17 protein-coding genes and 1 rRNA gene are annotated in these 22,071 nt (G+C 73.6%); 8 read left to right on the forward strand and 10 right to left on the reverse strand.

Translation table 11 applies throughout. The features are described 5' to 3' along the window. Positions 1-83, forward strand: a 5S ribosomal RNA gene (rrf, locus tag ACGF0D_RS27855); the annotation flags it as partial. A 259-nt stretch (positions 84-342) separates the two neighbouring features. Here the strand turns inward: rrf and ACGF0D_RS27860 are convergent. Continuing rightward, positions 343-1,134: a VOC family protein gene (locus tag ACGF0D_RS27860; protein ID WP_392878823.1), complete on the reverse strand. Its 792-nt coding sequence runs from the start codon at positions 1,132-1,134 to the stop codon at positions 343-345. Positions 1,135-1,314: 180 nt separating this feature from the next. Between ACGF0D_RS27860 and ACGF0D_RS27865 the strand changes: the two genes are divergently transcribed. The 3 genes from ACGF0D_RS27865 (at position 1,315) to ACGF0D_RS27875 (ending at position 6,346) form a co-directional block, all read left to right on the forward strand. Further along, entirely contained in the window at positions 1,315-3,552 is a 2,238-nt protein-coding gene (locus ACGF0D_RS27865) for an ATP-dependent RecD-like DNA helicase (RefSeq protein ID WP_392920848.1), read from the forward strand. Positions 3,553-3,777: 225 nt separating this feature from the next. Next, positions 3,778-5,067, forward strand: a complete 1,290-nt coding sequence (locus ACGF0D_RS27870) for a citrate synthase (RefSeq protein WP_359830231.1) — start codon at positions 3,778-3,780, stop codon at positions 5,065-5,067. A gap of 559 nt (positions 5,068-5,626) precedes the next feature. Beyond that, the gene (locus ACGF0D_RS27875) at positions 5,627-6,346 is read left to right on the forward strand and encodes an SDR family NAD(P)-dependent oxidoreductase (RefSeq protein ID WP_392878817.1); all 720 of its coding nucleotides are present in this window, start codon (positions 5,627-5,629) and stop codon (positions 6,344-6,346) included. Between the two features lie 92 nt (positions 6,347-6,438). Here ACGF0D_RS27875 and ACGF0D_RS27880 read toward each other — a convergent pair whose 3' ends face one another. Together ACGF0D_RS27880 and ACGF0D_RS27885 are read right to left on the reverse strand one after the other, a co-directional pair. Continuing rightward, positions 6,439-8,691 (reverse strand): heavy metal translocating P-type ATPase, encoded by a 2,253-nt coding sequence (locus tag ACGF0D_RS27880; protein WP_392920852.1) that lies wholly within the window; start codon positions 8,689-8,691, stop codon positions 6,439-6,441. 65 nt (positions 8,692-8,756) lie between these two features. Next, positions 8,757-8,975 carry a heavy-metal-associated domain-containing protein gene (locus ACGF0D_RS27885; protein ID WP_387757800.1) on the reverse strand — a complete coding sequence of 73 codons (219 nt, stop codon included), beginning with the start codon at positions 8,973-8,975 and terminating at the stop codon, positions 8,757-8,759. A 179-nt stretch (positions 8,976-9,154) separates the two neighbouring features. Here ACGF0D_RS27885 and ACGF0D_RS27890 point away from each other — a divergent pair, with 179 nt between their 5' ends. Beyond that, positions 9,155-10,327 (forward strand): PP2C family protein-serine/threonine phosphatase, encoded by a 1,173-nt coding sequence (locus tag ACGF0D_RS27890; RefSeq protein WP_392878814.1) that lies wholly within the window; start codon positions 9,155-9,157, stop codon positions 10,325-10,327. Between the two features lie 224 nt (positions 10,328-10,551). Here the strand turns inward: ACGF0D_RS27890 and dhaL are convergent, their stop codons facing one another. Further along, a complete protein-coding gene (dhaL, locus tag ACGF0D_RS27895; RefSeq protein WP_392878812.1) occupies positions 10,552-11,172 on the reverse strand; it encodes a dihydroxyacetone kinase subunit DhaL in 621 nt (206 codons plus the stop codon). A 51-nt stretch (positions 11,173-11,223) separates the two neighbouring features. Further along, on the reverse strand, positions 11,224-12,219 hold the full coding sequence (gene dhaK, locus ACGF0D_RS27900) for a dihydroxyacetone kinase subunit DhaK (protein ID WP_392920855.1): 996 nt from the start codon (positions 12,217-12,219) through the stop codon (positions 11,224-11,226). Between the two features lie 166 nt (positions 12,220-12,385). Here dhaK and dhaM point away from each other — a divergent pair, with 166 nt between their 5' ends. After that, the gene (gene dhaM, locus ACGF0D_RS27905; RefSeq protein WP_392878808.1) at positions 12,386-12,778 is read left to right on the forward strand and encodes a dihydroxyacetone kinase phosphoryl donor subunit DhaM; all 393 of its coding nucleotides are present in this window, start codon (positions 12,386-12,388) and stop codon (positions 12,776-12,778) included. Positions 12,779-12,879: 101 nt separating this feature from the next. Here dhaM and ACGF0D_RS27910 read toward each other — a convergent pair whose 3' ends face one another. Continuing rightward, positions 12,880-14,592, reverse strand: coding sequence for a bifunctional 3'-5' exonuclease/DNA polymerase (locus ACGF0D_RS27910; RefSeq protein WP_392920858.1), 1,713 nt, complete (start codon positions 14,590-14,592; stop codon positions 12,880-12,882). Between the two features lie 269 nt (positions 14,593-14,861). On the opposite strand from ACGF0D_RS27910, the gene ACGF0D_RS27915 reads away from it, so the two are divergent. Beyond that, a complete protein-coding gene (locus tag ACGF0D_RS27915) occupies positions 14,862-16,886 on the forward strand; it encodes a M3 family metallopeptidase (protein WP_392878802.1) in 2,025 nt (674 codons plus the stop codon). Positions 16,887-16,928: 42 nt separating this feature from the next. Here the strand turns inward: ACGF0D_RS27915 and ACGF0D_RS27920 are convergent, their stop codons facing one another. Then, positions 16,929-18,368, reverse strand: coding sequence for a cellulase family glycosylhydrolase (locus ACGF0D_RS27920; protein ID WP_392920860.1), 1,440 nt, complete (start codon positions 18,366-18,368; stop codon positions 16,929-16,931). Positions 18,369-18,535: 167 nt separating this feature from the next. After that, positions 18,536-19,159 carry a TetR family transcriptional regulator gene (locus tag ACGF0D_RS27925; protein ID WP_392878796.1) on the reverse strand — a complete coding sequence of 208 codons (624 nt, stop codon included), beginning with the start codon at positions 19,157-19,159 and terminating at the stop codon, positions 18,536-18,538. A gap of 134 nt (positions 19,160-19,293) precedes the next feature. On the opposite strand from ACGF0D_RS27925, the gene ACGF0D_RS27930 reads away from it, so the two are divergent. After that, positions 19,294-20,520 carry an acyl-CoA dehydrogenase family protein gene (locus ACGF0D_RS27930; RefSeq protein WP_392920863.1) on the forward strand — a complete coding sequence of 409 codons (1,227 nt, stop codon included), beginning with the start codon at positions 19,294-19,296 and terminating at the stop codon, positions 20,518-20,520. A gap of 1 nt (position 20,521) precedes the next feature. Here ACGF0D_RS27930 and ACGF0D_RS27935 read toward each other — a convergent pair whose 3' ends face one another. Next, on the reverse strand, positions 20,522-21,130 hold the full coding sequence (locus tag ACGF0D_RS27935; RefSeq protein ID WP_392878790.1) for a hypothetical protein: 609 nt from the start codon (positions 21,128-21,130) through the stop codon (positions 20,522-20,524). Between the two features lie 99 nt (positions 21,131-21,229). After that, positions 21,230-22,039 carry an enoyl-CoA hydratase/isomerase family protein gene (locus tag ACGF0D_RS27940; protein ID WP_392920866.1) on the reverse strand — a complete coding sequence of 270 codons (810 nt, stop codon included), beginning with the start codon at positions 22,037-22,039 and terminating at the stop codon, positions 21,230-21,232. Positions 22,040-22,071 lie beyond the last annotated feature (32 nt).

Consider the following 22,071-nt stretch of genomic DNA (forward strand, 5'->3'; position numbering starts at 1 on the left):
ACATTCCGAACCCGGAAGCTAAGCCTCACAGCGCCGATGGTACTGCAGGGGGGACCCTGTGGGAGAGTAGGACGCCGCCGAACAATTCTTCTGAAAAGCCCCTGATCCATTCGGATCAGGGGCTTTTCGCATTTCCCGGAAACCGGACTCGACGGACTCGACGGGCTCGATGGGTTCGAGGGATTCAACGGATCTGACGGGCCGACGGATTCGATCGATTCGCCAGACGGCCGCGTCAGCCGCGATCAGGGCACCGGAGGCACCGCGTGCCCCGCCCAGCCTTGTCTACGCCCGTAGCACCCCTTCACGGCCCGTCTGAAGGGTCGTGGGACCCCGTTGGCGTCAGTCGCCGGGCTTGGCGCTGGTGATGACGGCGAAGACGGCGCCGTGGGGGTCGACCAGCTGGGCCAGCCGGCCGACGCCGTGCACGTCCATGGCCGGGATCCGTACGGTCGCGCCGAGGGTGGCGGCGATGGCGAGGCTGGCGTCGGTGTTGGGGACCTCGAAGTAGGGGAGCCAGTGCGAGGTGGTGCCGCGCGCGGTGTGCTCGGGACCGAGCTGCATGATGCCGCCGTGGGCGTCGTCCGTGCCGCCGCCGGCCGGGGTGAGGACGGTGTACATCACCTCGCCGAGCGGGACGTCCTGCTCCTGCCACTCGAAGACGGCCCGGTAGAAGGACTTGGCGCGTTCGGCGTCGACGCTGTAGCACTCGGCCCAGCAGAGGCTGCCCTCCTCGGTGACGAGGTCCAGGCCGCGGGTGTCGTGCGGCTGCCAGACCGCGAAGTCCGCTCCGGTCGGGTCGGTGTAGCCGGCCATCCGGCCCGCGGTGAAGACGTCGAAGGGGGCGAACCGGACGCGGCCGCCGGACTGTTCGACCAGGGCGGTGGTGTGGTCGGCGTTCTCGGTGGCGAAGTAGATCGTCCAGCCGGGAGGGGCGCCGTCCTCGGCGACCGGGCCGAGGGCGGCGACGGTCCGGCCGTCGAGCTGGAAGAAGCCGTAGCCGCCGGCCTCGGGGCCGGCCGAGTCGAAGGTCCATCCGAACAGCGCGGTGTAGAAGTCGACGGACGCCCGGGTGTCGGGACTGCTCAGGTCGAGCCAGTCCGGGGAACCGGGGCGGAAGTCGGTGTTGAGCATGGCGGCACTGCTCCTCGGACGGGGCGCGGGCGGGCGCGGTCGACGGCGGTCCCCCTCGGTTCCTCCCACCTTGGCACCTCGGCCGGGGCGCTGCACGGCAGCAACGGTTCCGGGGCTGTCGGGGCAGGGCGGTACGGTGCGTAGCGGAATGATCCACCCGTACCGGTCGAAGGGGGTCCGGTGAGCAAGCAGGCGTCGCAGTCCGGGCAGCAGGTGCCGCGCCAGCTGGCGCAGGTCGAGGGCGTGCTGGAGCGGATCACCTACGCCAACGAGGAGACCGGTTACACGGTGGCCCGGGTGGACACCGGCCGGGGCGGGAACGACCTGCTGACGGTGGTGGGCGCGCTGCTGGGGGCGCAGGTCGGCGAGTCGCTGCGGCTGCACGGGCGGTGGGGCTCGCACCCGCAGTACGGGCGGCAGTTCACGGTGGAGAACTACACCACGGTGCTGCCCGCGACCGTCCAGGGGATCCAGCGGTACCTGGGTTCGGGGCTGATCAAGGGGATCGGGCCGCGGTTCGCCGAGCGGATCGTGGAGCGCTTCGGGGTGGACACCCTGGAGGTGATCGAGAACGAGCCGGGCCGGCTGATCGAGGTGCCGGGGCTGGGGCCGAAGCGGACGAAGAAGATCGCGGCGGCCTGGGAGGAGCAGAAGGCCATCAAGGAGGTGATGGTCTTCCTGCAGGGGGTCGGGGTGTCCACCTCGCTGGCTGTGCGAATCTACAAGCAGTACGGCGACGGCTCGATCGGTGTGGTGAGGAACGAGCCGTACCGGCTGGCCTCGGACGTCTGGGGCATCGGCTTCCTGACGGCGGACCGGATCGCCCAGGCGGTGGGCATCCCGCACGACAGCCCGGAGCGGGTGAAGGCCGGCCTGCAGTACGCGCTGTCGCAGAGCACCGACCAGGGGCACTGCTTCCTGCCGGAGGAGCGGCTGATCGCGGACGGCGTGAAGCTGCTCCAGGTGGACGTCGGGCTGGTGATCGACTGCCTGGCGGAGCTGGTGGCGGCCGAGGGGGTGGTGCGCGAGGCGGTCCCGGGGGAGGGTGGCGAGCCGGTCACCGCGGTGTACCTGGTGCCGTTCCACCGGGCGGAGATCTCGCTCGCCAACCAGTTGCTGCGGCTGCTGCGTTCGGACGAGGACCGGATGCCGTGGTTCGGGAACGTGGACTGGCCGGTGGCGCTGGACTGGCTGGCGAAGCGCACCGGGGCGGAGCTGGCGCCGGAGCAGGAGCAGTCGGTGCGGCTGGCGTTGACGGAGCGGGTCGCGGTGCTGACGGGCGGTCCGGGCTGCGGCAAGTCGTTCACGGTGAAGTCGATCGTGACGCTGGCGTTGGCGAAGCGCGCCAAGGTGGTGCTGGCGGCGCCGACCGGCCGGGCGGCGAAGCGGCTGGCGGAGCTGACCGGGGTGGAGGCCTCGACGGTGCACCGGCTGCTGGAGCTGAAGCCCGGCGGGGACGCCGCCTACGACCGGGACCGGCCGCTGGACGCGGACCTGGTGGTGGTCGACGAGGCCTCGATGCTGGACCTGATCCTGGCGAACAAGCTGGTCAAGGCGGTGCCGCCGGGTGCCCACCTGCTGTTCGTGGGGGACGTGGACCAGTTGCCCTCGGTGGGTGCCGGGGAGGTGCTGCGGGACCTGCTGGCCGAGGGCGGGCCGATCCCGTCGGTGCGGCTGACCAGGATCTTCCGGCAGGCGCAGCAGTCCGGCGTGGTGACCAACGCGCACCGGATCAACGAGGGCAGGCCGCCGCTGACGGACGGACTGGCGGACTTCTTCCTGTTCGCCGAGGACGACGCGGAGCGGGCGGCCGGGCTGACGGTGGACGTGGTGGCGCGCCGGATCCCGCAGAAGTTCGGCTTCGACCCGCGCCGGGACGTGCAGGTGCTGGCCCCGATGCACCGCGGCCCGGCCGGCGCGGGGAACCTGAACACCCTGCTCCAGGCGGCGGTGACGCCGGCCCGGGAGGGGCTGGCCGAGCGCCGCTTCGGCGGCCGCACGTTCAGGGTGGGGGACAAGGTCACCCAGATCCGCAACAACTACGACAAGGGGCGGAACGGCGTCTTCAACGGCACAGTGGGAGTGGTGACCGCCCTCAGCGTGGACGACCAGCGGTTGACGGTGCTCACCGACGAGGACGAGGAGGTGGTGTACGAGTTCGACGAACTGGACGAGCTGGCCCACGCGTACGCGGTGACGATCCACCGCTCGCAGGGCAGCGAGTACCCGGTGGTGGTGATTCCGGTCACCATGTCCGCTTGGACGATGCTCCAGCGGAACCTGCTCTACACCGCTGTGACCAGGGCGAGGAAACTGGTGGTGCTGGTGGGGTCACGCAAGGCGATCGGACAGGCCGTTCGGGCCGTCAGCGCAGGTCGGAGGCACACCGCGCTCGATCATCGGCTGTCTACTGGATGATTATCCAACGGGATGGTTGCCTCTAATGTTCTCTTGACGTGAAGAGATTTACGGCAGAGCCTAGGGTGGTGCCGATCTTGTCCGGTTCGTACCGGCTGCGGCGGCAGGTTTTGTAGGGGCGGGCCCTTTCGGGCCACCCCGGGTGCGCGACTGTCCTCCGGATGGGGGATGGTGGAGACAGTCAGGGCACCTTGGAAGAGGATTCATTTCGTCGGTGAGGAAGACGTGAGCGACAACTCGGTAGTACTGCGGTACCAGGACGGCGAGTACGAGTACCCCGTCGTCGAGAGCACTGCGGGCAACTCCGGCTTCGACATCTCGAAGCTGCTCCCGCAGACCGGCCTGGTCACCCTGGACAACGGCTTCGGTAACACCGCCGCGTACAAGTCCGCGATCACCTTCGTGGACGGCGACAACGGCATCCTGCGGTACCGCGGCTACCCGATCGAGCAGCTCGCCTCCGATGGCGGCTTCATCGAGACCGCGTACCTCCTGATCAACGGTGAGCTGCCGAACGCGGACCAGCTGGCGGAGTTCAACCGCGAGATCACCCAGCACACCCTGCTGCACGAGGACGTCAAGCGCTTCTTCCAGGGCTTCCCGCGGGACGCCCACCCGATGGCCATGCTGTCCTCGGTGGTCGGCGCGCTGTCCACGTTCTACCCGGAGAGCCACAACCCGTTCGACGCGGCCCAGCGCCACCTGTCGACCGTGCGCCTGCTCGCCAAGCTGCCGACGATCGCCGCGTACGCGTACAAGAAGGCGATGGGCCAGCCCTTCGTCTACCCGCGCAACGACCTGAGCTACGTCGAGAACTTCCTGCGGATGACCTTCGCCGTCCCCGCCGAGGACTACGAGCTCAACCCGGTCATCGTCAACGCGCTGGACAAGCTGCTCATCCTGCACGCGGACCACGAGCAGAACTGCTCGACCTCCACCGTGCGCCTGGTCGGCTCCAGCCACGCCAACCTGTTCGCCTCGATCTCGGCCGGCATCTCGGCCCTGTGGGGCCCGCTGCACGGCGGCGCCAACCAGGCCGTGCTGGAGATGCTGGAGAGCATCCAGAAGGACGGCGGCGACGTCGACGCCTTCATCACGAAGGTGAAGAACAAGGAAGCCGGCGTCAAGCTGATGGGCTTCGGTCACCGGGTCTACAAGGCCTTCGACCCGCGCGCCGCCCAGGTCAAGCTGCTCGCGCACGAGGTCCTCGGCCAGCTCGGCAAGAACGACGAGCTGCTGGACATCGCGCTCAAGCTGGAGGAGCACGCCCTCAAGGACGACTTCTTCATCTCGCGCAAGCTGTACCCGAACGTGGACTTCTACACGGGTCTGATCTACCGCGCCATGGGCTTCCCGACCAGCATGTTCACCGTGCTGTTCGCGCTCGGCCGGCTGCCGGGCTGGATCGCCCACTGGCACGAGATGATCAACGACCCGACCAGCCGGATCGGCCGCCCGCGCCAGATCTACACCGGCACCGCGATCCGCGACTACGTCCCGCTGGACGCCCGCTGACCGGAGCGGAGCCGACCACCGGCCCGCGCGGAAGCTGAAAGGGGCCCGACCGCTGCCTGAGCGGTCGGGCCCCTTCGCGTCCCGGTGGCGCGCCCGAGGGCCCGCGCGGAGACGGAACCGTACGGCGCACGACTCCGGGGCCGGCCGCAGCCGGGGACGGCCGCTCAAAGCGTCCCAGGCCCGCCAGAACCCCGGCGTCGTGCGCGAAGGCCGTCGAGAGCCGACGACCGTTCCCGGGGCCCGCCGGAGCCCCGTCGGCGACAGCCGCTGGAAGCGCGGGGACACGATGCCGTTCAGCGTGTCCCCGCCCATCGGAAAAACTGCCGCACTACCAACCTAAGACGTATCAGGGTGCGAGAAGTTACGCCCCGGGGGTGTGAGCTGCCTCTCGCCACGCTCCGTGTGCGCGTCGTACCTCGCCCATATCACACGTTCACACGGGTGGGACGTCACCCTCCCCGCAGTCACGGCAACCGAGCGTGATAGGAATCGTGGCATTCCGGTACGGACCGTCGCGCCATTCGCCACGCGACGGCGGAACTGGGGAGGGAGTGGGCTGATGGCCAGGAACGTCGTCGTCACCGGTGGTGGCACGGGAATCGGGTACGAAGTCGCGCGTCGGTTCGTCGAGGCCGGCGACCGCGTGGTGATCGTGGGCCGCCGCCGGGAGGTCCTGGAGAAGGCCGCGGCCGACCTCGGGCCGAACGTCACCCCGCTGGTGTGCGACCTCGCCGACCCGGACGCCGTCGAGGCCGCGCTCGCCGATCTGCCCGAGCGGATCGACGTCCTGATCAACAACGCCGGCAGCCGGGAGACCGTGGTCGGCGGCGGCCCGCACGCCCTGCTGGCGCGCTGGCGCGGCGACTTCGAGCGCAACGTGCTCACCGTGGTGCTGCTCACCGAGTCGGTCCGCGACCGGCTCACCCCGGGCTCCGGCCGCGTGGTCACCATCAGCTCCATCGCCGCCCTGCGCGGGGCCGGTTCGTACGGCGCGGCGAAGGCCTCGCTGCACGCCTGGAACCACTTCCTGGCCGCCCAGTTGGGCACGTCGGGCATCACCGCCAACATCGTCGCGCCGGGCACCGTCGCGGGCACCGAGTTCTTCGGGCCGCGGCTGGACGAGGCCGAGGTCGCCCGCCGGTCCGCCCGCACCCTGCTCGGCCGGATCGGCGAGACCGGTGAGGTCGCGGCGGCGGTGTACTTCCTGGCCTCGCCCGAGGCCGGGTTCATCACCGGCGAGATCCTGCACTGCAACGGCGGCGAGCTGCTGGGGCGTTGAGACGAGCCCGGACAGACCCGAGGGCCCCGGACCGGTGTCGGTCCGGGGCCCTCGCGCGTGCGGTCGGGGTGTCCCGGTCGGGGTGTCCGGGCTCAGGCGGGCCGGAAGCGGCGCAGCCGCAGGCTGTTGGTGACCACGAAGACCGAGGAGAAGGCCATCGCGGCCCCGGCGATCACCGGACTGAGCAGGCCGGCCGCGGCCAGCGGGATCGCCGCCACGTTGTAGCCGAAGGCCCAGAACAGGTTGCCCTTGATGGTGCCCAGGGTGCGGCGGGAGAGCCGGATCGCGTCGGCCGCCGAGCGGAGGTCGCCGCGGACCAGGGTGAGGTCGCCGGCCTCGATGGCGGCGTCGGTGCCGGTGCCCATCGCCAGGCCCAGGTCGGCCTGGGCGAGCGCGGCCGCGTCGTTGACGCCGTCGCCGACCATCGCCACGACCCTGCCCTCGGCCTGCAGCCGCCTGACGGTGGCGACCTTGTCCTCGGGGAGCACCTCGGCGATCACGTGCTCCGGCGCGATGCCCACCTCGGCCGCCACGGCCCCGGCCACCGCCCGGTTGTCGCCGGTGAGCAGCACCGGGGTCAGGCCCAGTGCCCGCAGCCTGTCGACGGCCTCGGCACTGGTCGGCTTGACCGCGTCGGCGACCTCCAGCACGGCCCGGGCCTCGCCGTCCCAGCCGACCGCGATCACGGTGCGGCCGGCCGCCTCGGCGGCGGCCTTGGCGCGGGCCAGGGAGGGCGGCAGGTGCAGGGCGCGGTCGGCCAGCAGGGCCTCGTGCCCGGCGACGACCGCGCGGCCCGCCACGACCCCCTCCACGCCCCGTCCGGGCACGTTGCGGAAGTCCGCGACGGCGGGCAGTTCGCCGGCCTCGGCCGCGGCCTCGGCGACCGCCCGGGCGATCGGGTGCTCGGAGGCGTGCTCGACGGCGCCGGCCAGGCGCAGCGCCTCGGCCTCGTTCACGCCCTCGGCGGTGTGCACCGCGACCAGGGCCATCCGGCCGGTGGTGACGGTGCCGGTCTTGTCCAGGACGACGGTGTCCACCGTGCGGGTGGTCTCCAGCACCTCGGGGCCCTTGATCAGGATGCCGAGCTGGGCGCCGCGGCCGGTGCCGACCATCAGCGCGGTCGGGGTGGCCAGGCCCAGGGCGCACGGGCAGGCGATGATCAGTACGGCGACGGCCGCGGTGAAGGCCTCGGTGGGGCTGTCGGTGGTCAGCAACCAGACCACCAGGGTGGCCAGGGCGATCAGGATGACGACCGGGACGAAGACGGCGGAGATCCGGTCGGCCAGCCGCTGGGCGGCGGCCTTGCCGTTCTGGGCCTCCTCGACCAGCTTGGCCATCCGGGCCAGCCGGGTGTCCGCGCCGACCCGGGTGGCCTCGACCACCAGCCGGCCGCCCGCGTTGACGGTGGCGCCGGTGACGGCGTCGCCGACGGTGACCTCGACCGGGACGGACTCGCCGGTCAGCATCGAGGCGTCCACCGCCGAGGCGCCCTCGACCACCGTGCCGTCGGTGGCGATCTTCTCGCCGGGGCGGACCACGAAGCGGGTGCCGACCGTCAGCCGGTCCACCGGCAGCCGTACCTCCCGCCCGGCCCGGAGTACCGCGACGTCCTTGGCACCGAGGTCGAGCAGGGCGCGCAGGGCGGCGCCGGCCCGGCGCTTGGAACGGGCCTCCAGCCAGCGGCCGAGCAGGATCAGCACGGTGACGGCGGCGGCGGTCTCCAGGTAGAGCGAGGAGGAGGGATCGGTGTCGCCGACGGACGGTGAGAACTCGTGGCGCATCCCGGGCCGGCCGGCGTGGCCCCAGAACAGCGCCCAGCAGGACCAGCCGAAGGCGGCCAGGGTGCCGAGCGAGACCAGGGTGTCCATGGTGGCGGCGCCGTGCCGCAGGTTGGTCCAGGCGGCGCGGTGGAAGGGCAGGCCGCCGTAGACCACGACCGGGCCGGTGAGGGCGAAGGCCAGCCACTGCCAGTTGGTGAACTGGAGGGCCGGGACCATCGACAGCAGGACGACCGGGAGGCTGAGGACGGCGCTGATCAGCAGCCGGTCACGCAGAGGGTCGGCGGGCTCGGGCTCGGGTCCGGGCTCGGGGGCGGCCGGGGCCGGGGGCGGCGGGAGTTCGGCGGTGTAGCCGGTGCGCTCGACGGTGGCGATCAGCTCCTCGACCGTGGTGCCGGGGCCGAAGTCGACCCGGGCCTTCTCGGTGGCGAAGTTGACGGTGGCCTCGACGCCGTCCATCCGGTTGAGCTTCTTCTCGATCCGGGCCGCGCAGGAGGCGCAGGTCATCCCGCCGATCGACAGCTCGACCCGGTCCCGGGCCCCGAGGTCCGGGGCGGACGTGCTCATGCGGATCAGCTCCTTGGTCGGGCGGACGGCGGGAGCGGTTCGAGGCCCCCGCCGTGCCGGGGGGTTCAGGCGCTGCGGCCGACCAGCTCGTAGCCGGCCTCGTCGATCGCGGCGCGCACCTGCTCGTCGTCCAACGGGGCGGCGGAGGAGATCGTCACGGTTCCGGCCGTGGCGTCGGCGGCGACCTCGGTGACCCCGGCCAGGGCGGAGACCTCCTCGCTGATCGCCTTCTCGCAGTGGCCGCAGCTCATGCCGGACACGGTGTAGGTGATGGTGCTGGACATGGAGGCCTCCGGGAGGTCAGGGCGGCCCGGGTGCTGCCCGGGATGCGGCGCCGACAACGACTCTGCTACCGACACCATACCCCTCCAGGGTATTTCCGGGCGGGGTGGGGTGGGATGTCCCGCGGTGCGGGGGACGGGCCGGTAGGGCCTCGCCCGTGATCGTCCCTTATGTTCGGTATGTGTTTCCGCTCCGCCGCGCCCAGTCTCCCTCGGCTCCCACGGCAGCCGGACTGCCGCCGGACCGGCAGCGCGGCGCCCTGCTCGCCGCCGACCTCCAGGACGTGCCGTTCTGGCGACGCGCCACCCCGGCACTGATCGCCGTCCTGCTGGTCGGGCTCGCGGACTTCCTCTCCGGCAAGGACCGCTACCTCGCCCCGCTGATGACCGTGGTGCCGACCGTCGCGGCGCTGACCCTGAAACCCCGCGAACTGCTCCTGGTCTGCTCCCTCGGGCTGGTCACGGTGTTCGGGCTCAGCCACCACGACGAGGTCGACAACATCAACGACGCCCGCTTCCTGTACGGGGCGATGGTCAGCTACGTCGTGCTGACGCTGTTCTCGGCCTGGGTCGCCAAGATCCGGATGCGGCGGGCGGCGGCCTTCGCGGCCGTCAGCTCCGTCGCCGAGGCCGCCCAGCGGGCGCTGCTGCAACTGCCGGGGCCGGCCGTCGGACCGCTGCGGCTCGCGGTGCGGTACGTGTCGGCGGCGGACGCCTCACGGATCGGCGGGGACCTGTACTCGGTGCTGGAGACCCCGCACGGCACCCGGGTCGCGGTCGGGGACGTCCGTGGCAAGGGGTTGGCGGCGGTGCAGACCGCGGCCGTGGTGCTGGGAGCGTTCCGCGAGGCGGCGTACGACGAGGCCGGGCTGCGGGGCGTCGCCGCGCGGATCGAGGCCAGCGTCGAACGGCATGTGCCGGACGGGGAGTTCACCACGGCGCTGTTCGCGGAGTTCCGGACGCCGGGGGCGATGGAGCTGCTGCAGTACGGGCACGTGCCGCCGATCCGGGTGGACGGCGACGGGCGGGCGCACGTGCTGCACGCGCCCGACCCCTGGGTGCCGCTGGGGCTCGGCCGACTGGCGGCGGGGGAACCGACGACCTGGGGGCAGCCGTTCGGTGCGGAGGACGTGCTGGTGCTCTGCACGGACGGGGTAATCGAGGCGCGGCACCGGACGAACGGGGAGTTCTACCCGTTGGCGGAGCGGGTCGGGCCGCTGGTGCGGGGAGCCGCGCGCTCGGCGGGGGAGCTGGAGGCGGCGGTGGGGCGGGTCTACGCGGACCTGCTGGCGCACACGGGCGGGGAACTGCGGGACGACGCCCTGCTGCTGCTGATCGCGCGGACGGACGGGTGAGGGGCGCTCCGCGGGGGCCGGGGGTTCGGGGGTTCGGGGGTTCGGGGTTCGAGGGTTCGGGGCGCGGTGCGGGTGGGGGCCTTCCGCTTCGCGCAGTTCCCCGCGCCCCTGCCGGGGCTCGGGGAACTGCGGGGGGAACAGGAAGGGAAAGGGCCCGGGATCTGCCCGAGAGCGCGGGCCGGGAGGGGAGCGCTCGGGGAACCGGGCGAGGAGGAACGGGGGGCTCAGGTGGCGGTGATGTCGGCGAGGGTGCGGAAGACGAGGGCCGTGGAGGTGGCGCCCGGATCCTGGTGGCCGATGCTGCGGTCGCCGAGGTAGGAGGCGCGGCCCTTGCGGGCCCGGAGCGGGACGGTGTCGAGGGCGCCCTGCTCGGCGGCGTCGGCGGCCGCCGACGCCGCCGCGGGGAGGCCAGCGCCGGCCGCGGCGCGGAAGGCGGCGACGGCCGGGGTCCAGGCGTCCACGATGGTCTTGTCGCCGGGTTCGGCCTTGCCGAGGAGGCGGACGGCGTCCAGGCCGGCCGACAGGGCCTCGGCGACCGCGGCCGGGCCGGCCGGTTCGGGCAGGGCGGCGCCCATCGCGCGGAAGGCCTTGCCGTAGAGCGGGCCGGAGGCGCCGCCGACCTTGGAGATGAGCGTGGTGCCGGTCTTGGTGAGGACGGCGCCGGGGCCGGCCGGTTGGAGGCCGTCCAGGGCGGTCAGGGCGGCGGCGAAGCCGCGCTGGAGGTTGCTGCCGTGGTCGCCGTCGCCGATCGCCGAGTCCAGCTCGGTGAGCCGGGAGCGCTCCTTCTCGACGGCCGCGGCGATCGCGCGGATCCAGGCCTCGGCCAGGGCGGTGTCGAAGTCCATCGGGTCTCCTTCGGTGTGGCTCGGGGCTGGGGCGAATTGATCGGACACGCCCTACGCCCGCTTGAGGGCGGGGGTGTCGACCGGGGCGTCCCAGAGTTCGAGCAGCTGGGCGTCGGCCTTGGTGAGGGTGAGCGAGAAGCCGGCCATGTCCAGGCTGGTGACGTAGTTGCCGACCAGGCTGCGGGCCACCGTGATGCCGCGCTCGGCGAGTCTGGCGGCGACCTCGCCGTAGACCACGTACAGCTCCAGCAGCGGGGTCCCGCCGAGGCCGTTGAGCAGGGCGATCACCTCGTCGCCCGGGGTCAGGTGGTGGTCGGTCAGGATGGTCTCGACCACCTCGGCGGCGAGTTCGCGGGCCGGGCGGAGCTTCTCGCGCCGGCGGCCGGGCTCGCCGTGGATGCCGACGCCGACCTCGACCTCGTCCTCGGGCAGGTCGAAGCCGGGCTTGCCGGCCGCCGGGACGGTGGCCGCGGTGAGCGCGATCGCGAAGGAGCGGGAGGCGGCGTTGACCCGCTCGCCCAGGGCGGCCACCTCGTCCAGCGGGGCGCCGCGCTCGGCCAGCGCGCCGGCGGTCTTCTCGACCAGGACGGTCGCGCCGGTGCCCCGGCGCCCGGCCGTCCAGGTGGAGTCCTCGACCGCGACGTCGTCGTTGACCAGGACGGTGCGGACCTCCAGCCCCTCCTCGGCGGCGAGTTCGGCGGCGAGCTCGAAGTTCATCACGTCGCCGGTGTAGTTCTTCACGATGAAGACCACGCCGGCGCCGGTCTCCACGGCCTTGGCGGCGGCCAGCATCTGGTCCGGGACGGGCGAGGTGAACACCTCGCCGGGGCAGGCGGCGTCGAGCATGCCGGGGCCGACGAAGCCGCCGTGCAGCGGCTCGTGGCCGGAGCCGCCGCCGGAGATCAGCGCGACCTTGGCGGCGGCCGGGCGGGCGGCCCTGGTGATCACCCGGTTGGGGATGTCCACCGCCAGCTCCGGATGGGCGGCGGCGATTCCGGCCAGCGCGTCCTCCAGGACGCCTTCCGGGGTGTTGATCAGCTTCTTCAACGCTCTTCGCTCCCTTGGTGACCTGGGTGACCTGGGCGGGGACGCCACGGCAGTCGACGCCGTCGCCCCGACGCTACGCCAGACGGGGGTGGTGGGCACGGGGTGCGACACGCGGGATTCCGACCACTCTCCCGGAGCAGCGGGTTCCGGCCGTAGGGTCGGCCGCATGAGTGAGAACGTGGGCATTGTTCTGGTCTCGCACAGCGCCCGGCTCGCGGAGGGGTTGCGCGAGCTGCTCGGCGAACTCGCCTCGGACGGCGTGCGGGTGGTCGTCGCGGGCGGCACCGAGGACGGCGGGCTCGGCACCAGCTACGACCTGATCGCGGCGGCGATCGCGCGGGCCGACGCCGGGGCGGGCGTGGTCGTGCTGCCGGACCTCGGCAGCTCGGTGCTCACCGCCGTCACGGTGCTGGAGGACGAGCCGCGCCCGGGCGTGAGGCTGGCCGACGCGCCATTCGTGGAGGGTGCGGTGGCCGCCGCCGTCACCGCCTCGACCGGGGCCGGGCTGGCCGAGGTGGTCGCGGCGGCCGAGGACGCGCGCGGGTTCCGGAAGCTCTGAGCTCCGGGCGGCGCGGAGGGGCCCCGGAAGGAAGCGCCGAAGGAAGCGCCGAAGGAAGCCCGGATGGGAGCCCCCGCGGGAAGCCCCTCAGGAAGCTCCGGTCACTTGGCGTCGGCGTAGCAGTCCACCACCGCCGTGCTGAGCGGGAAGCGCACCGGGGTGTCGCCGAACACCAGCCGGCGGGCCTCCTCGGCCGCCTCGGCGATGGCGGAGGCCACCTCGTCGGCGAGGTTGGCCGGGGTGTGCACGATCACCTCGTCGTGCTGGAAGAACACCAGGTGCGGGCGGTCCGCCGGGCTGGGCACCGGCAGTGCGTTCAGTCGGCGACGCAGCGCCGCGAGCAGGGCGAGCGCCCAGTCGGCGGCACTGGCCTGGATGACGAAGTTGCGGGTGAAGCGGCCACGGGCGCGGGCGGTGCGACCGCCGGCCTCGCCCGCCGTCTCGCCCTCGGTGAGGTCGAGGAAGTCCGCGGAGGCCGGCGGGCAGACCCGGCCGAGCCGGGAGGCGACCACGCCGCCGTCCTCTCCGGTGCGGGCGGCGGCCTCGACGTAGCCCATCGCGGCCGGGTAGCGGCGGTGCAGGGTGTTCAGCAGCGGGCCGATGTCGCCGCTGGTCTGCCCGTACATGGCGCCGAGCAGGCCGAGCTTGGCCTTCTCGCGGTCGCCCTGGAAGGCGTGGGCGGCGAGTGCCTCGTACAGGTCGCCGCCGGCGGCGGTGCGGGCCAGCCCGGCGTCCTGGGAGAGCGCGGCCAGCACCCGCGGCTCCAGCTGGGCGGCGTCGGCGACGACCAGGTGCCAGCCCGGGTCGGCGACCACGGCGCCGCGCAGGATGCGCGGGATCTGCAGGGCGCCGCCGCCGCGGCTGGCCCAGCGGCCGGAGACCACGCCGCCGACCACGTACTCGGGCCGGAACCTGCCGCCGCGGGCCCAGGCGTCCTGCCAGGCCCAGCCGTGGGCGACGTGGATCCGGGACAGCTCCTTGTAGCGGATCATCAGCCGCGCGGCCGGGTGGTCGAGGCCCTTGAGCTCCCAGGAGCGGGTGGAGCCGAGCTGGAGGCCCGCCTCGGCGAAGGCGCGCAGCACCTGGGCGTGCGAGTCGGGGTTGAACGGCTTGGCGCCGAGGGCCTGGTGGAGTTCGACGGCGAGTTCGGCGAGGAGCCTGGGCTGGGTGCCGGAGACGTTCGGGCGGGGGCCGAGCAGCTCGGTCAGCAGCCGGTCGTGGACGTCGGCCCGCCAGGGCAGCCCGTCGTGGGCCATCTCGGCGGCCACCAGGGCGCCGGCCGACTCGGCGGCGACCAGCAGCCGGAACCGCTGCCGGGCGGCCGGGTCGGTGAGGGCGGTGATCCGGCGCTGCTGTTCGGCGTGGACGGCGACCACGGCCGCCAGTGGGTCGGCGCCGGGCGGCAGTTGCAGCCGGTCGGGGGCGAACAGGCTGTCCTGGCCGTCGTCCGCGTCGGCCAGGCCGGGCTCGGGCAGGTCGTCGGGGACGGGCAGGCCGCGCAGCCGGGCCCAGGCCGCGCCGAGCGAGCGGGGCGCGCCGAAGCGGCCCTCGTGCGCCAGCAGCAGCGCCTCGACCAGCCGGAGGTCGTGGCAGCGGGCGAGCCGGTCGGGCAGGTGCGGCAGCAGCGGGGCGTACGCCGAGTCGGCCGCGGCCCAGACCCAGCGCGGACGCTCGGCGGCCTCCCGGGCGGCGACGGCGGCGGCGAGGTCGCGCACGGCCTCCGGCGGGCCGAGCGGGGCGCCCGCGTCGTCCAGCGGCTGGAGCCTGCCGCCGGGGCCGTGCGGATCGGGCGCGAGGGCGGTCCTGGGTGCCACGGGGGCTGCTCCTCTCCGGCGCGCGGTCGGGCGTGCGGGGACGGGGACGGGACGGGGTGCGAGCCCGCGGGCGGGGCGCGCCGCGGCCCGCGACCGACGGGTCCGCGCCGTCGACGTTAACGGGTGGGTCCGACAACGGGCGGCAGGCGGGTTCGGCGGGGGTCGGCGGGCGGGTGTGACAGGCGGGTGCGGCAGGGCCGACGGGTGGTCGTCCGCGGTGGGTGGTAAAGCGCATGAGCGGGGCGGGTGACACGGCGTATGGTCGCGAAATGACCGAGAACCCGTTCTTCCAGGCCAGCCCGCTGGTCTACGAACTCCCGCCGTTCGCCGAGATCCGCGAGGAGCACTACCTGCCCGCGTACGAGCGGGGCATGGCCGAGCAGCTGGTCGAGATCGCGGCGATCACCGCCGACCGGAGCCTGCCGACCTTCGAGAACACCCTGGTGGCCCTGGAGCGCTCCGGGGAGCTGCTGCGCCGGGTCGACGCGGTGTTCCTCAACCAGTCCTCCTCGGACACCACCGACGTGCTGGACGAGGTGGAGGCGAAGGTGAGCCCGCTGCTCGCCGCCCACCACGACGCGATCCACCTGGACCTCGCGCTGTTCGCCCGGATCGAGGCGTTGTACGAGGAGCGCGCCGGGCTCGGCCTGGACCCGGAGTCGCTGCGCCTGCTGGAGCGCCGGTACACCGCCTTCGTGCGGTCCGGCGCCCGCCTGGGCGCGGCCGAGCAGGCCCGGCTGCGCGAGCTGAACGCCGAACTCGCCGCGCTCGGGACCACGTTCCAGCAGAACGTGAACGCCGTCACCCGCTCCGCCGCGCTGGTGCTGGACTCCGCCGAGGAGCTGGCCGGGCTGTCCGAGGGCGCGATCGCCGGCGCCGCGGAGAACGCCCGGGTGCTCGGCCACCCCGGGAAGTACGTGCTGAGCGTGCGGAACACCTCCGGCCAGGCCGAGTTGGCCCAGCTCACCGACCGCTCGGTGCGCGAGCGGCTGCTGGCCGCCTCGCTCGGCCGGGGCCTCGACGTCAACGGCCCGCTGGCGATCCGGACGGCCGCGTTGCGCGCCGAGCGGGCCGCGCTGCTGGGGCACCCGAGCCACGCCTCGTACGTGGTGGCGGACGAGACGGCCGGCACCGTCGAGGCGGTCTCCGGGCTGCTGTCCCGACTGGTCGGCCCGGCCGTGGCGATGGCCCGCCGGGAGGCCGGGGAGCTGGCCAGGGAGGCTGCCGCGGACGGGATCGGGGAGATTGCCGCGCACGACTGGGCGTACTACTCGGAGAAGGTCCGGCAGAGCTCCTACCAGGTGGACGCGGCGGTGCTGCGCCCGTACTTCGAGCTGGAGCGGGTGCTGCGGGACGGCGTGTTCTTCGCCGCGAACCTGGCGTACGGGGTGAGCTTCACGGAGCGGCCGGACCTGATGGCGCACCACCCGGACGCCCGGGTCTTCGAGGTGTTCGAGGAGGACGGAAGCCCGCTGGGCCTGTTCGTCGGCGACTTCCACGCCCGGGCGTCCAAGCGCGGCGGCGCGTGGATGTCCGAGCTGGTCGCCCAGTCCGGGCTGACCGGGCGGCGGCCGGTGGTGCTGAACAACCTGAACATCCCGCGTCCGGCGCCCGGCGAGCCGGCGCTGATGGACTGGGACGAGGTGCGCACGCTGTTCCACGAGTTCGGGCACGCGCTGCACGGGCTGTTCTCGGACGTGCGCTACCCGCTGTTCTGGGGCACCTCGGTGCCCCGGGACTTCGTCGAGTTCCCCTCGCAGGTCAACGAGATGTGGATGGTCCGGCCGGAGGTGCTGGCCAACTACGCCCGCCACCACGCGACCGGGGAGGCGCTGCCGGCCGAGCTGGTCGAGCGGATGACGGCGGCCGAGGGCTTCGGTCAGGGCTTCCGGACGGTGGAGTACCTGGCGGCCACGCTGCTGGACTGGGCGTGGCACACCGTGCCGCGGGGCACGGAGATCGCGGACGCCGAGGAGTTCGAGGCGCGGGCGCTCGCCGCGGCCGGGATCGCGGTGGACGCGATCCCGCCGCGCTACCGGACGGCGTACTTCCAGCACATCTTCGCCAGCGGCTACAGCGCGGCGTACTACGCGTACATCTGGTCGGAGGTGCTGGACGCCGACACCGTGCAGTGGTTCGAGACCAACGGCCGCCCGGTGCGGGAGAGCGGCGAGCTGTTCCGCCGCGAGCTGCTGTCGCGCGGGTTCAGCCGGGACCCGCTGGAGTCCTTCCGTGCGGTGGTCGGGCGGGCGCCGGAGACCGGGCCGCTGCTGGCCCGCCGGGGGCTGGCGTGAGCGGCCCGGCCACGACGCTCACCGGGTTGCTCGCCGGGCGGCTCACCGCGCGGTGAGCGTGACCGTCACGGTCGTGCCCGGGCGGGCGTGCGGGAGCCGGATGCGTACGGTTCCCGCGTGCCCGCCCGTCGGCTGCTCGACCTCGACCCGGGCGCCGGCCGGGGCGACGGTGACCGCGGCCCCGTGCGGGAACGCGGCCGGGGGAAGCAGGAGTTCGCTGCCGCGTCCGGTGCCGTCGGCGCGCCAGCTCACGCCGGTGGCGGCCGTCCGGACGTCCGTGCCCGCGACGGCCACCGGGTACGGGCCGAAGGCGGGCTCGTCGCCGGGGGCGGGGCGTCCGGCCGGGTCGAGCGCGCAGTAGCCGCCGGCGCCCCGGCACCAGTACCACATCGTCCAGCCCTCGGCGAAGCCGTCCATCGCGGCGACCTGACGGCGGACCAGCTCGGCGTTGCCCGGGGTGCGGGAGTTCGGCGGGCCCCACTCGCCGACCAGGACGGGCAGGCGGTGGGCGGCCGGGTAGTCGGTGATCGCGGCGGTGTACCGCTCGACGAAGCCGCCGGTCGGATCCCAGTCGGCGCCGCCCTCGACCGCGGTGTCGTAGAAGTGCGGCGCGTAGCCGAGCCGGGGTGCGCCGGGGCGCGGGTCGGCGAAGCCGGGCAGCCGGGTGGGCACGCCCTGGCCGACCAGCACGGTGGGTTCCACGAACAGCCAGGCGCGGGAGTCGGACCGGCGCACGGCGGCGATCAGGCGGCGGTACATGTCGGCGAGCCGGCCCTGCTCCAGGGCGGCGGCGGAGGCGGCCAGCACGGCCGGGTCGGTCGGGTCGCCGTCCACCGGGCCGAACGGCTCGTTGAACAGGTCGTAGCCCAACAGCGAGCGGTGGCCGCGCAGTTCGCGGGCGAGTCGGGTGTAGAAGTCGGCCTGCCAGGCGCGCAGGTCGGGGTCGTCGTAGAGGTGCCGGAAGGCGGCCTGGACGGCGGGCTGGAAGTAGCCGGCGAACCAGTCGTCCGGGTCCGGGGTGAAGGGCAGGTCGTCGTCCCGGGTGGCCCAGGCGGGGACGCCGTTGTTGCCGCCGACGAACTTGGGCCCGTAGACGTCCTGGTGGAAGTCGACCAGGACCAGCAGGCCGAGTCGGTCGGCCCGGTCGAGGAGCCGCTGGAGGCGGCGCAGCTCGGTGGCGTCGAGGTGGCCGCGCCGGGGTTCCAGCCTGGTCCAGGAGACCGGCAGCCGGACCAGGGTGAAGCCCTGGGCGGCGACGGAGTCGAGGTCGGCCGGGGTGGCCTCGGCGTACTTGTCGAGGTTGAAGCCGCGCAGCCGCAGGTGGCGGCCCTGGGCGTCGGTGAGGGAGGTGCGGCCGTCGGCGGCGGTGACGGTGCCGGTGGGGAATCGGTCCGGCGGCCCGTCGTGGGCCGAGGCCGGGACGGCGGTGAGGGCGGCGGTGGCGGCGAGCAGCAGGGCGACGACGGTGCGGCGCAGGCGCATCGGGGACCTCGCACGGCGGGGGTGGGGGTGGGGCCCGATGATGCCCGGACTGTCGTGTGCCGCACAAGAGTTCAGTCGGCGGAGGGTGCGGTCCGCGGGTGCTCTGGCCGGCGGGCGCAACGGTCGGCGGACGTGTCGGTCGGCGGACGGTTCAGCCGGCGGACGGTTCAGCCGGCGGACGGTTCCGGCGCGGGCGGCAGGACGGCGGTCGGCAGGTCCGCGGCGGCGGCCAGCCGGCCCCAGAGCAGGTCGGCCAGGGCCTGCACCATCCGGGTGCGTGAGCAGGGCTTGCTCTCCAGCCACCAGTCCCCGGCGGCCAGCACCATGCCGGTGATGCCCCGGCCCCAGGCCTCGGCGAGCAGGTCGCGGTCGGCGCCGAGGTCGACCTGGCTCTGCACGGCCCGGGTGATCTCCTCGGCGATCTGCCGGAGCGCGGGGGCGAGCGCGTTGCCGGCGCCGCTCGGGTCGCCCGGCTCGGGGTGGGTGAGCAGCCGGTAGACCTGGGGGCGGGCCTCGATCCCGGCGAGGTAGGTGTCCAGGACGTGCTCGACCCGGTCGCGGCGCTCCAGCGGTTCGGCGAGGGCGGCCCGGACGGCGGCCAGCAGGCCGCCGGTGTGGCGTTCGGTCAGGGCTCTGATCAGGCCGTTCCGGTCGCCGAAGTGGCGGTAGAGGATCGGCTTGGTGATGCCGGCCTCGGCGGCGATGGCGTTCATGCTGGCGCCCGGCCCCTCGCGTTGGATGACCCGGTCGGCGGCGTTGAGCAGCTGCTCGCGGCGGGGCTCTCGGGACATGCGCTGCTCCTCGGGTCGGGTTCGGGCGGGGTCTGCCTGGGCGTTGACACCGGTTACCAATCAGTAGCAGACTCCGACGATGTTACCCGAGGTAACACCCCGGTCGGCCGCACACGTCTTCGGAGGCAAGCACCATGAGCAGCACGTTCTCGCTGGATCCGGGCGCGGACCAGCTCGCTGTACGCGACTGGCTGCACGGCTTCGCCGCCGACGTGATGCGCCCGGCCGCGGCCGAGTGGGACGAGCGCGAGGAGACCCCCTGGCCGGTCATCCAGGAGGCCGCCAAGCTGGGCATCTACTCGCTGGACTTCTACGCCCAGCAGTACTTCGACCCCTCCGGCGTCGGCATCCCGATCGCCATGGAGGAGCTGTTCTGGGGCGACGCGGGCATCGGGCTGTCCATCGTCGGCACCACCCTGGCCGCCGTCGCGGTGCTGGCCAACGGCACCGACGAGCAGATCGGCACCTGGACCCCGCAGATGTTCGGCACCCCCGAGGACGTCAAGGTGGCCGCCTTCTGCTCCTCCGAGCCGGACGCCGGCTCCGACGTCTCGGCGCTGCGCACCCGGGCGGTGTACGACGAGGCCAAGGACGAGTGGGTGCTCGACGGCACCAAGACCTGGGCCACCAACGGCGGGATCGCCGCCGTCCACGTGGTGGTCGCCACCGTCGACCCGGAGCTCGGCGCGAAGGGCCAGGCCTCCTTCGTCGTCCCGCCGGGCACCCCGGGGCTGAGCCAGGGCCAGAAGTTCAAGAAGCACGGCATCCGCGCCTCGCACACCGCCGAGGTGGTACTGGACGGCGTCCGGGTGCCCGGCAGCTGCCTGCTCGGCGGCAAGGAGAAGCTGGACGAGCGCCTCGCCCGGGCCCGCGAGGGCGTCAAGCGCCCGGGCGGCAGGGGCAACGCGGCGATGGCCACCTTCGAGGCCTCCCGCCCGGCCGTCGGCGCGCAGGCGATCGGCATCGCCCGGGCCGCGTACGAGGTGGCGCTGGACTACGCGAAGACCCGGGAGCAGTTCGGCCGGCCGATCATCGACAACCAGGGCGTGGCCTTCCAGCTCGCCGACATGCGGACCCGGATCGACGCGGCCCGGCTGCTGGTCTGGCGGGCCTCCTGGATGGCCGTCAACAACCAGCCGTTCACCGCGGCCGAGGGCTCGATGTCCAAGCTGTACGCGGGCGAGACCGCCAAGTACGTGACCGCGCAGGCGATGCAGATCCTCGGCGGCAACGGCTTCACCCGCGAGTACCCGGTGGAGCGGATGCACCGGGACAGCGCGATCTACTCGATCTTCGAGGGGACCAGCGAGATCCAGCGACTGGTGATCGCCCGGGCGATCTCGGGGGTGCCGATCCGCTGACTCAGCGGGCCAGCCAGAAGGTGAGCCCGGCGGTGACCGCGCCCACCACCGCGCCGACGACGGTCTGCGCGGTGGTGTGGTCCCGCAGCACCACCCGGGACCAGCCGATCACCGGGACCAGCGGGCCGAGCAGCAGCCAGAGCGGGCCGAGCGCGACGGCGAGGCAGACCACCGCGCCGGTGGCCACGGCGGTGTGCACGGAGACCTTCCACCAGGCGGTGATCACCAGGATCGGGACCAGCGAGGCGAACATCGCCAGCACCAGCGCGGTCAGGTCGGTCGGGGCGTCCAGCGCGATCATCACCGCGAAGCCGAGCAGCACCGAGGCCATGATGAGCGGGAAGACGGTCAGCCGGCGCTGCCGCCGGCCGACGTGGCGGTCCGTCACGGTGCCCTTGCGCATGCCGTACCGGATGATCAGGGTCGGGACGACGGCGGCGAACAGGACGGCGAACAGCGCCCAGCCGATGCCCGGCCAGCCGTAGCGCAGGCCGCCCAGCAGCGGGAGCAGCGCGAGGATCACGTTCTTCGGCTCCAGGCCGTCGGTGATCCGGCGGGCCCAGATCGTCCGGCTGGTGGGGGCGGGCGCGGCCTCGGCCTCGGTCGTCATCGGGGTGGTGCTCCGGGGGCGTGTGGGGGTGGGCGGGTCTCGGTCGGATGATCGTATGGGTCGTGGGGTGCGGCCCGAGCCCTCAGGGGCGGGCGGGGCTCAGAAGCGGGCGGGGCGGCCCTCCAGGAAGGCGGCCAGGCCCTCGCGGACGTCCGAGCCCTCCCGGGAGCGGAGCAGCCAGGGGGCCAGGACCTCGTCGGCCCGCTCGGGCGGGGCGTCCAGGACGGCCTTGGCCGCGCCGATGGTGTGGGTCGAGCGGCGGGTCAGCAGCCGGGCGAAGTCCAGGGCGGCGGCGTCCAGTTCGGCGTCCGGCAGGACGCGTTCGGCCAGGCCCAGCGGCAGGGCGTCCCGGCCGGTCACCAACTCGCCCGAGAACAGCAGGTACTTGGCCCGGGCCGGGCCGATCAGCCGGGACAGCCGTACGGTCGGCACCGCCGAGTAGACCACGCCGAGCTTGGCCGGGGTGATCCCGAGCCGGGCGTCCTCGGCGACGAAGCGCAGGTCGCAGGCGACGGCCAGTTGGCAGCCGCCGCCGACGCAGGCGCCGTGCACCACGGCGAGGGTCGGGTGCGGGAAGGCCGCCAGCGCCTCCTCGGCGGCGACGTTGGTCGCGTGGTAGGCCTCCGCGCGGTCCGGATCGCCGTACACCTCGGAGAGTTCGGCGATGTCCGCGCCCGCGCTGAAGGTGTTGCCGGCGCCGGTGAGCAGCAGGACGCGCACGCCCTCGTCGTCGGCCAGCTGCTCGAGCACCTTGGGCAGCGCCTGCCAGATCGCCAGGGTCACCGCGTTGCGGCGGTGCGGGCGGGCGAACTCCAGTACCGCGACGCCGTCCTCGCCGACGTACGCGTTGAGGCCCTCGGCCTGCGCGGGCAGGGCGGAGCGGTCCCGCGTGAGCAGCGGCTGGTCCATGCGCACCTCCGGTCGGTCGTGGTGCGCCAACT

Source organism: Kitasatospora sp. NPDC048298, from assembly GCF_043201465.1.
GTDB lineage: Bacteria > Actinomycetota > Actinomycetes > Streptomycetales > Streptomycetaceae > Kitasatospora.

Bases quoted from the DNA above. Each gene is read 5' to 3' on its own strand.
- ACGF0D_RS27860 (WP_392878823.1), bottom strand. From the start codon at position 1,134: ATGCTCAACACCGACTTCCGCCCCGGTTCCCCGGACTGGCTCGACCTG.
- ACGF0D_RS27875 (WP_392878817.1), top strand. From the start codon at position 5,627: ATGGCCAGGAACGTCGTCGTCACCGGTGGTGGCACGGGAATCGGGTAC.
- ACGF0D_RS27880 (WP_392920852.1), bottom strand. From the start codon at position 8,691: ATGAGCACGTCCGCCCCGGACCTCGGGGCCCGGGACCGGGTCGAGCTG.
- ACGF0D_RS27885 (WP_387757800.1), bottom strand. From the start codon at position 8,975: ATGTCCAGCACCATCACCTACACCGTGTCCGGCATGAGCTGCGGCCAC.
- dhaL (WP_392878812.1), bottom strand. From the start codon at position 11,172: ATGGACTTCGACACCGCCCTGGCCGAGGCCTGGATCCGCGCGATCGCC.
- dhaM (WP_392878808.1), top strand. From the start codon at position 12,386: ATGAGTGAGAACGTGGGCATTGTTCTGGTCTCGCACAGCGCCCGGCTC.
- ACGF0D_RS27915 (WP_392878802.1), top strand. From the start codon at position 14,862: ATGACCGAGAACCCGTTCTTCCAGGCCAGCCCGCTGGTCTACGAACTC.
- ACGF0D_RS27920 (WP_392920860.1), bottom strand. From the start codon at position 18,368: ATGCGCCTGCGCCGCACCGTCGTCGCCCTGCTGCTCGCCGCCACCGCC.
- ACGF0D_RS27925 (WP_392878796.1), bottom strand. From the start codon at position 19,159: ATGTCCCGAGAGCCCCGCCGCGAGCAGCTGCTCAACGCCGCCGACCGG.
- ACGF0D_RS27930 (WP_392920863.1), top strand. From the start codon at position 19,294: ATGAGCAGCACGTTCTCGCTGGATCCGGGCGCGGACCAGCTCGCTGTA.
- ACGF0D_RS27935 (WP_392878790.1), bottom strand. From the start codon at position 21,130: ATGACGACCGAGGCCGAGGCCGCGCCCGCCCCCACCAGCCGGACGATC.
- ACGF0D_RS27940 (WP_392920866.1), bottom strand. From the start codon at position 22,039: ATGGACCAGCCGCTGCTCACGCGGGACCGCTCCGCCCTGCCCGCGCAG.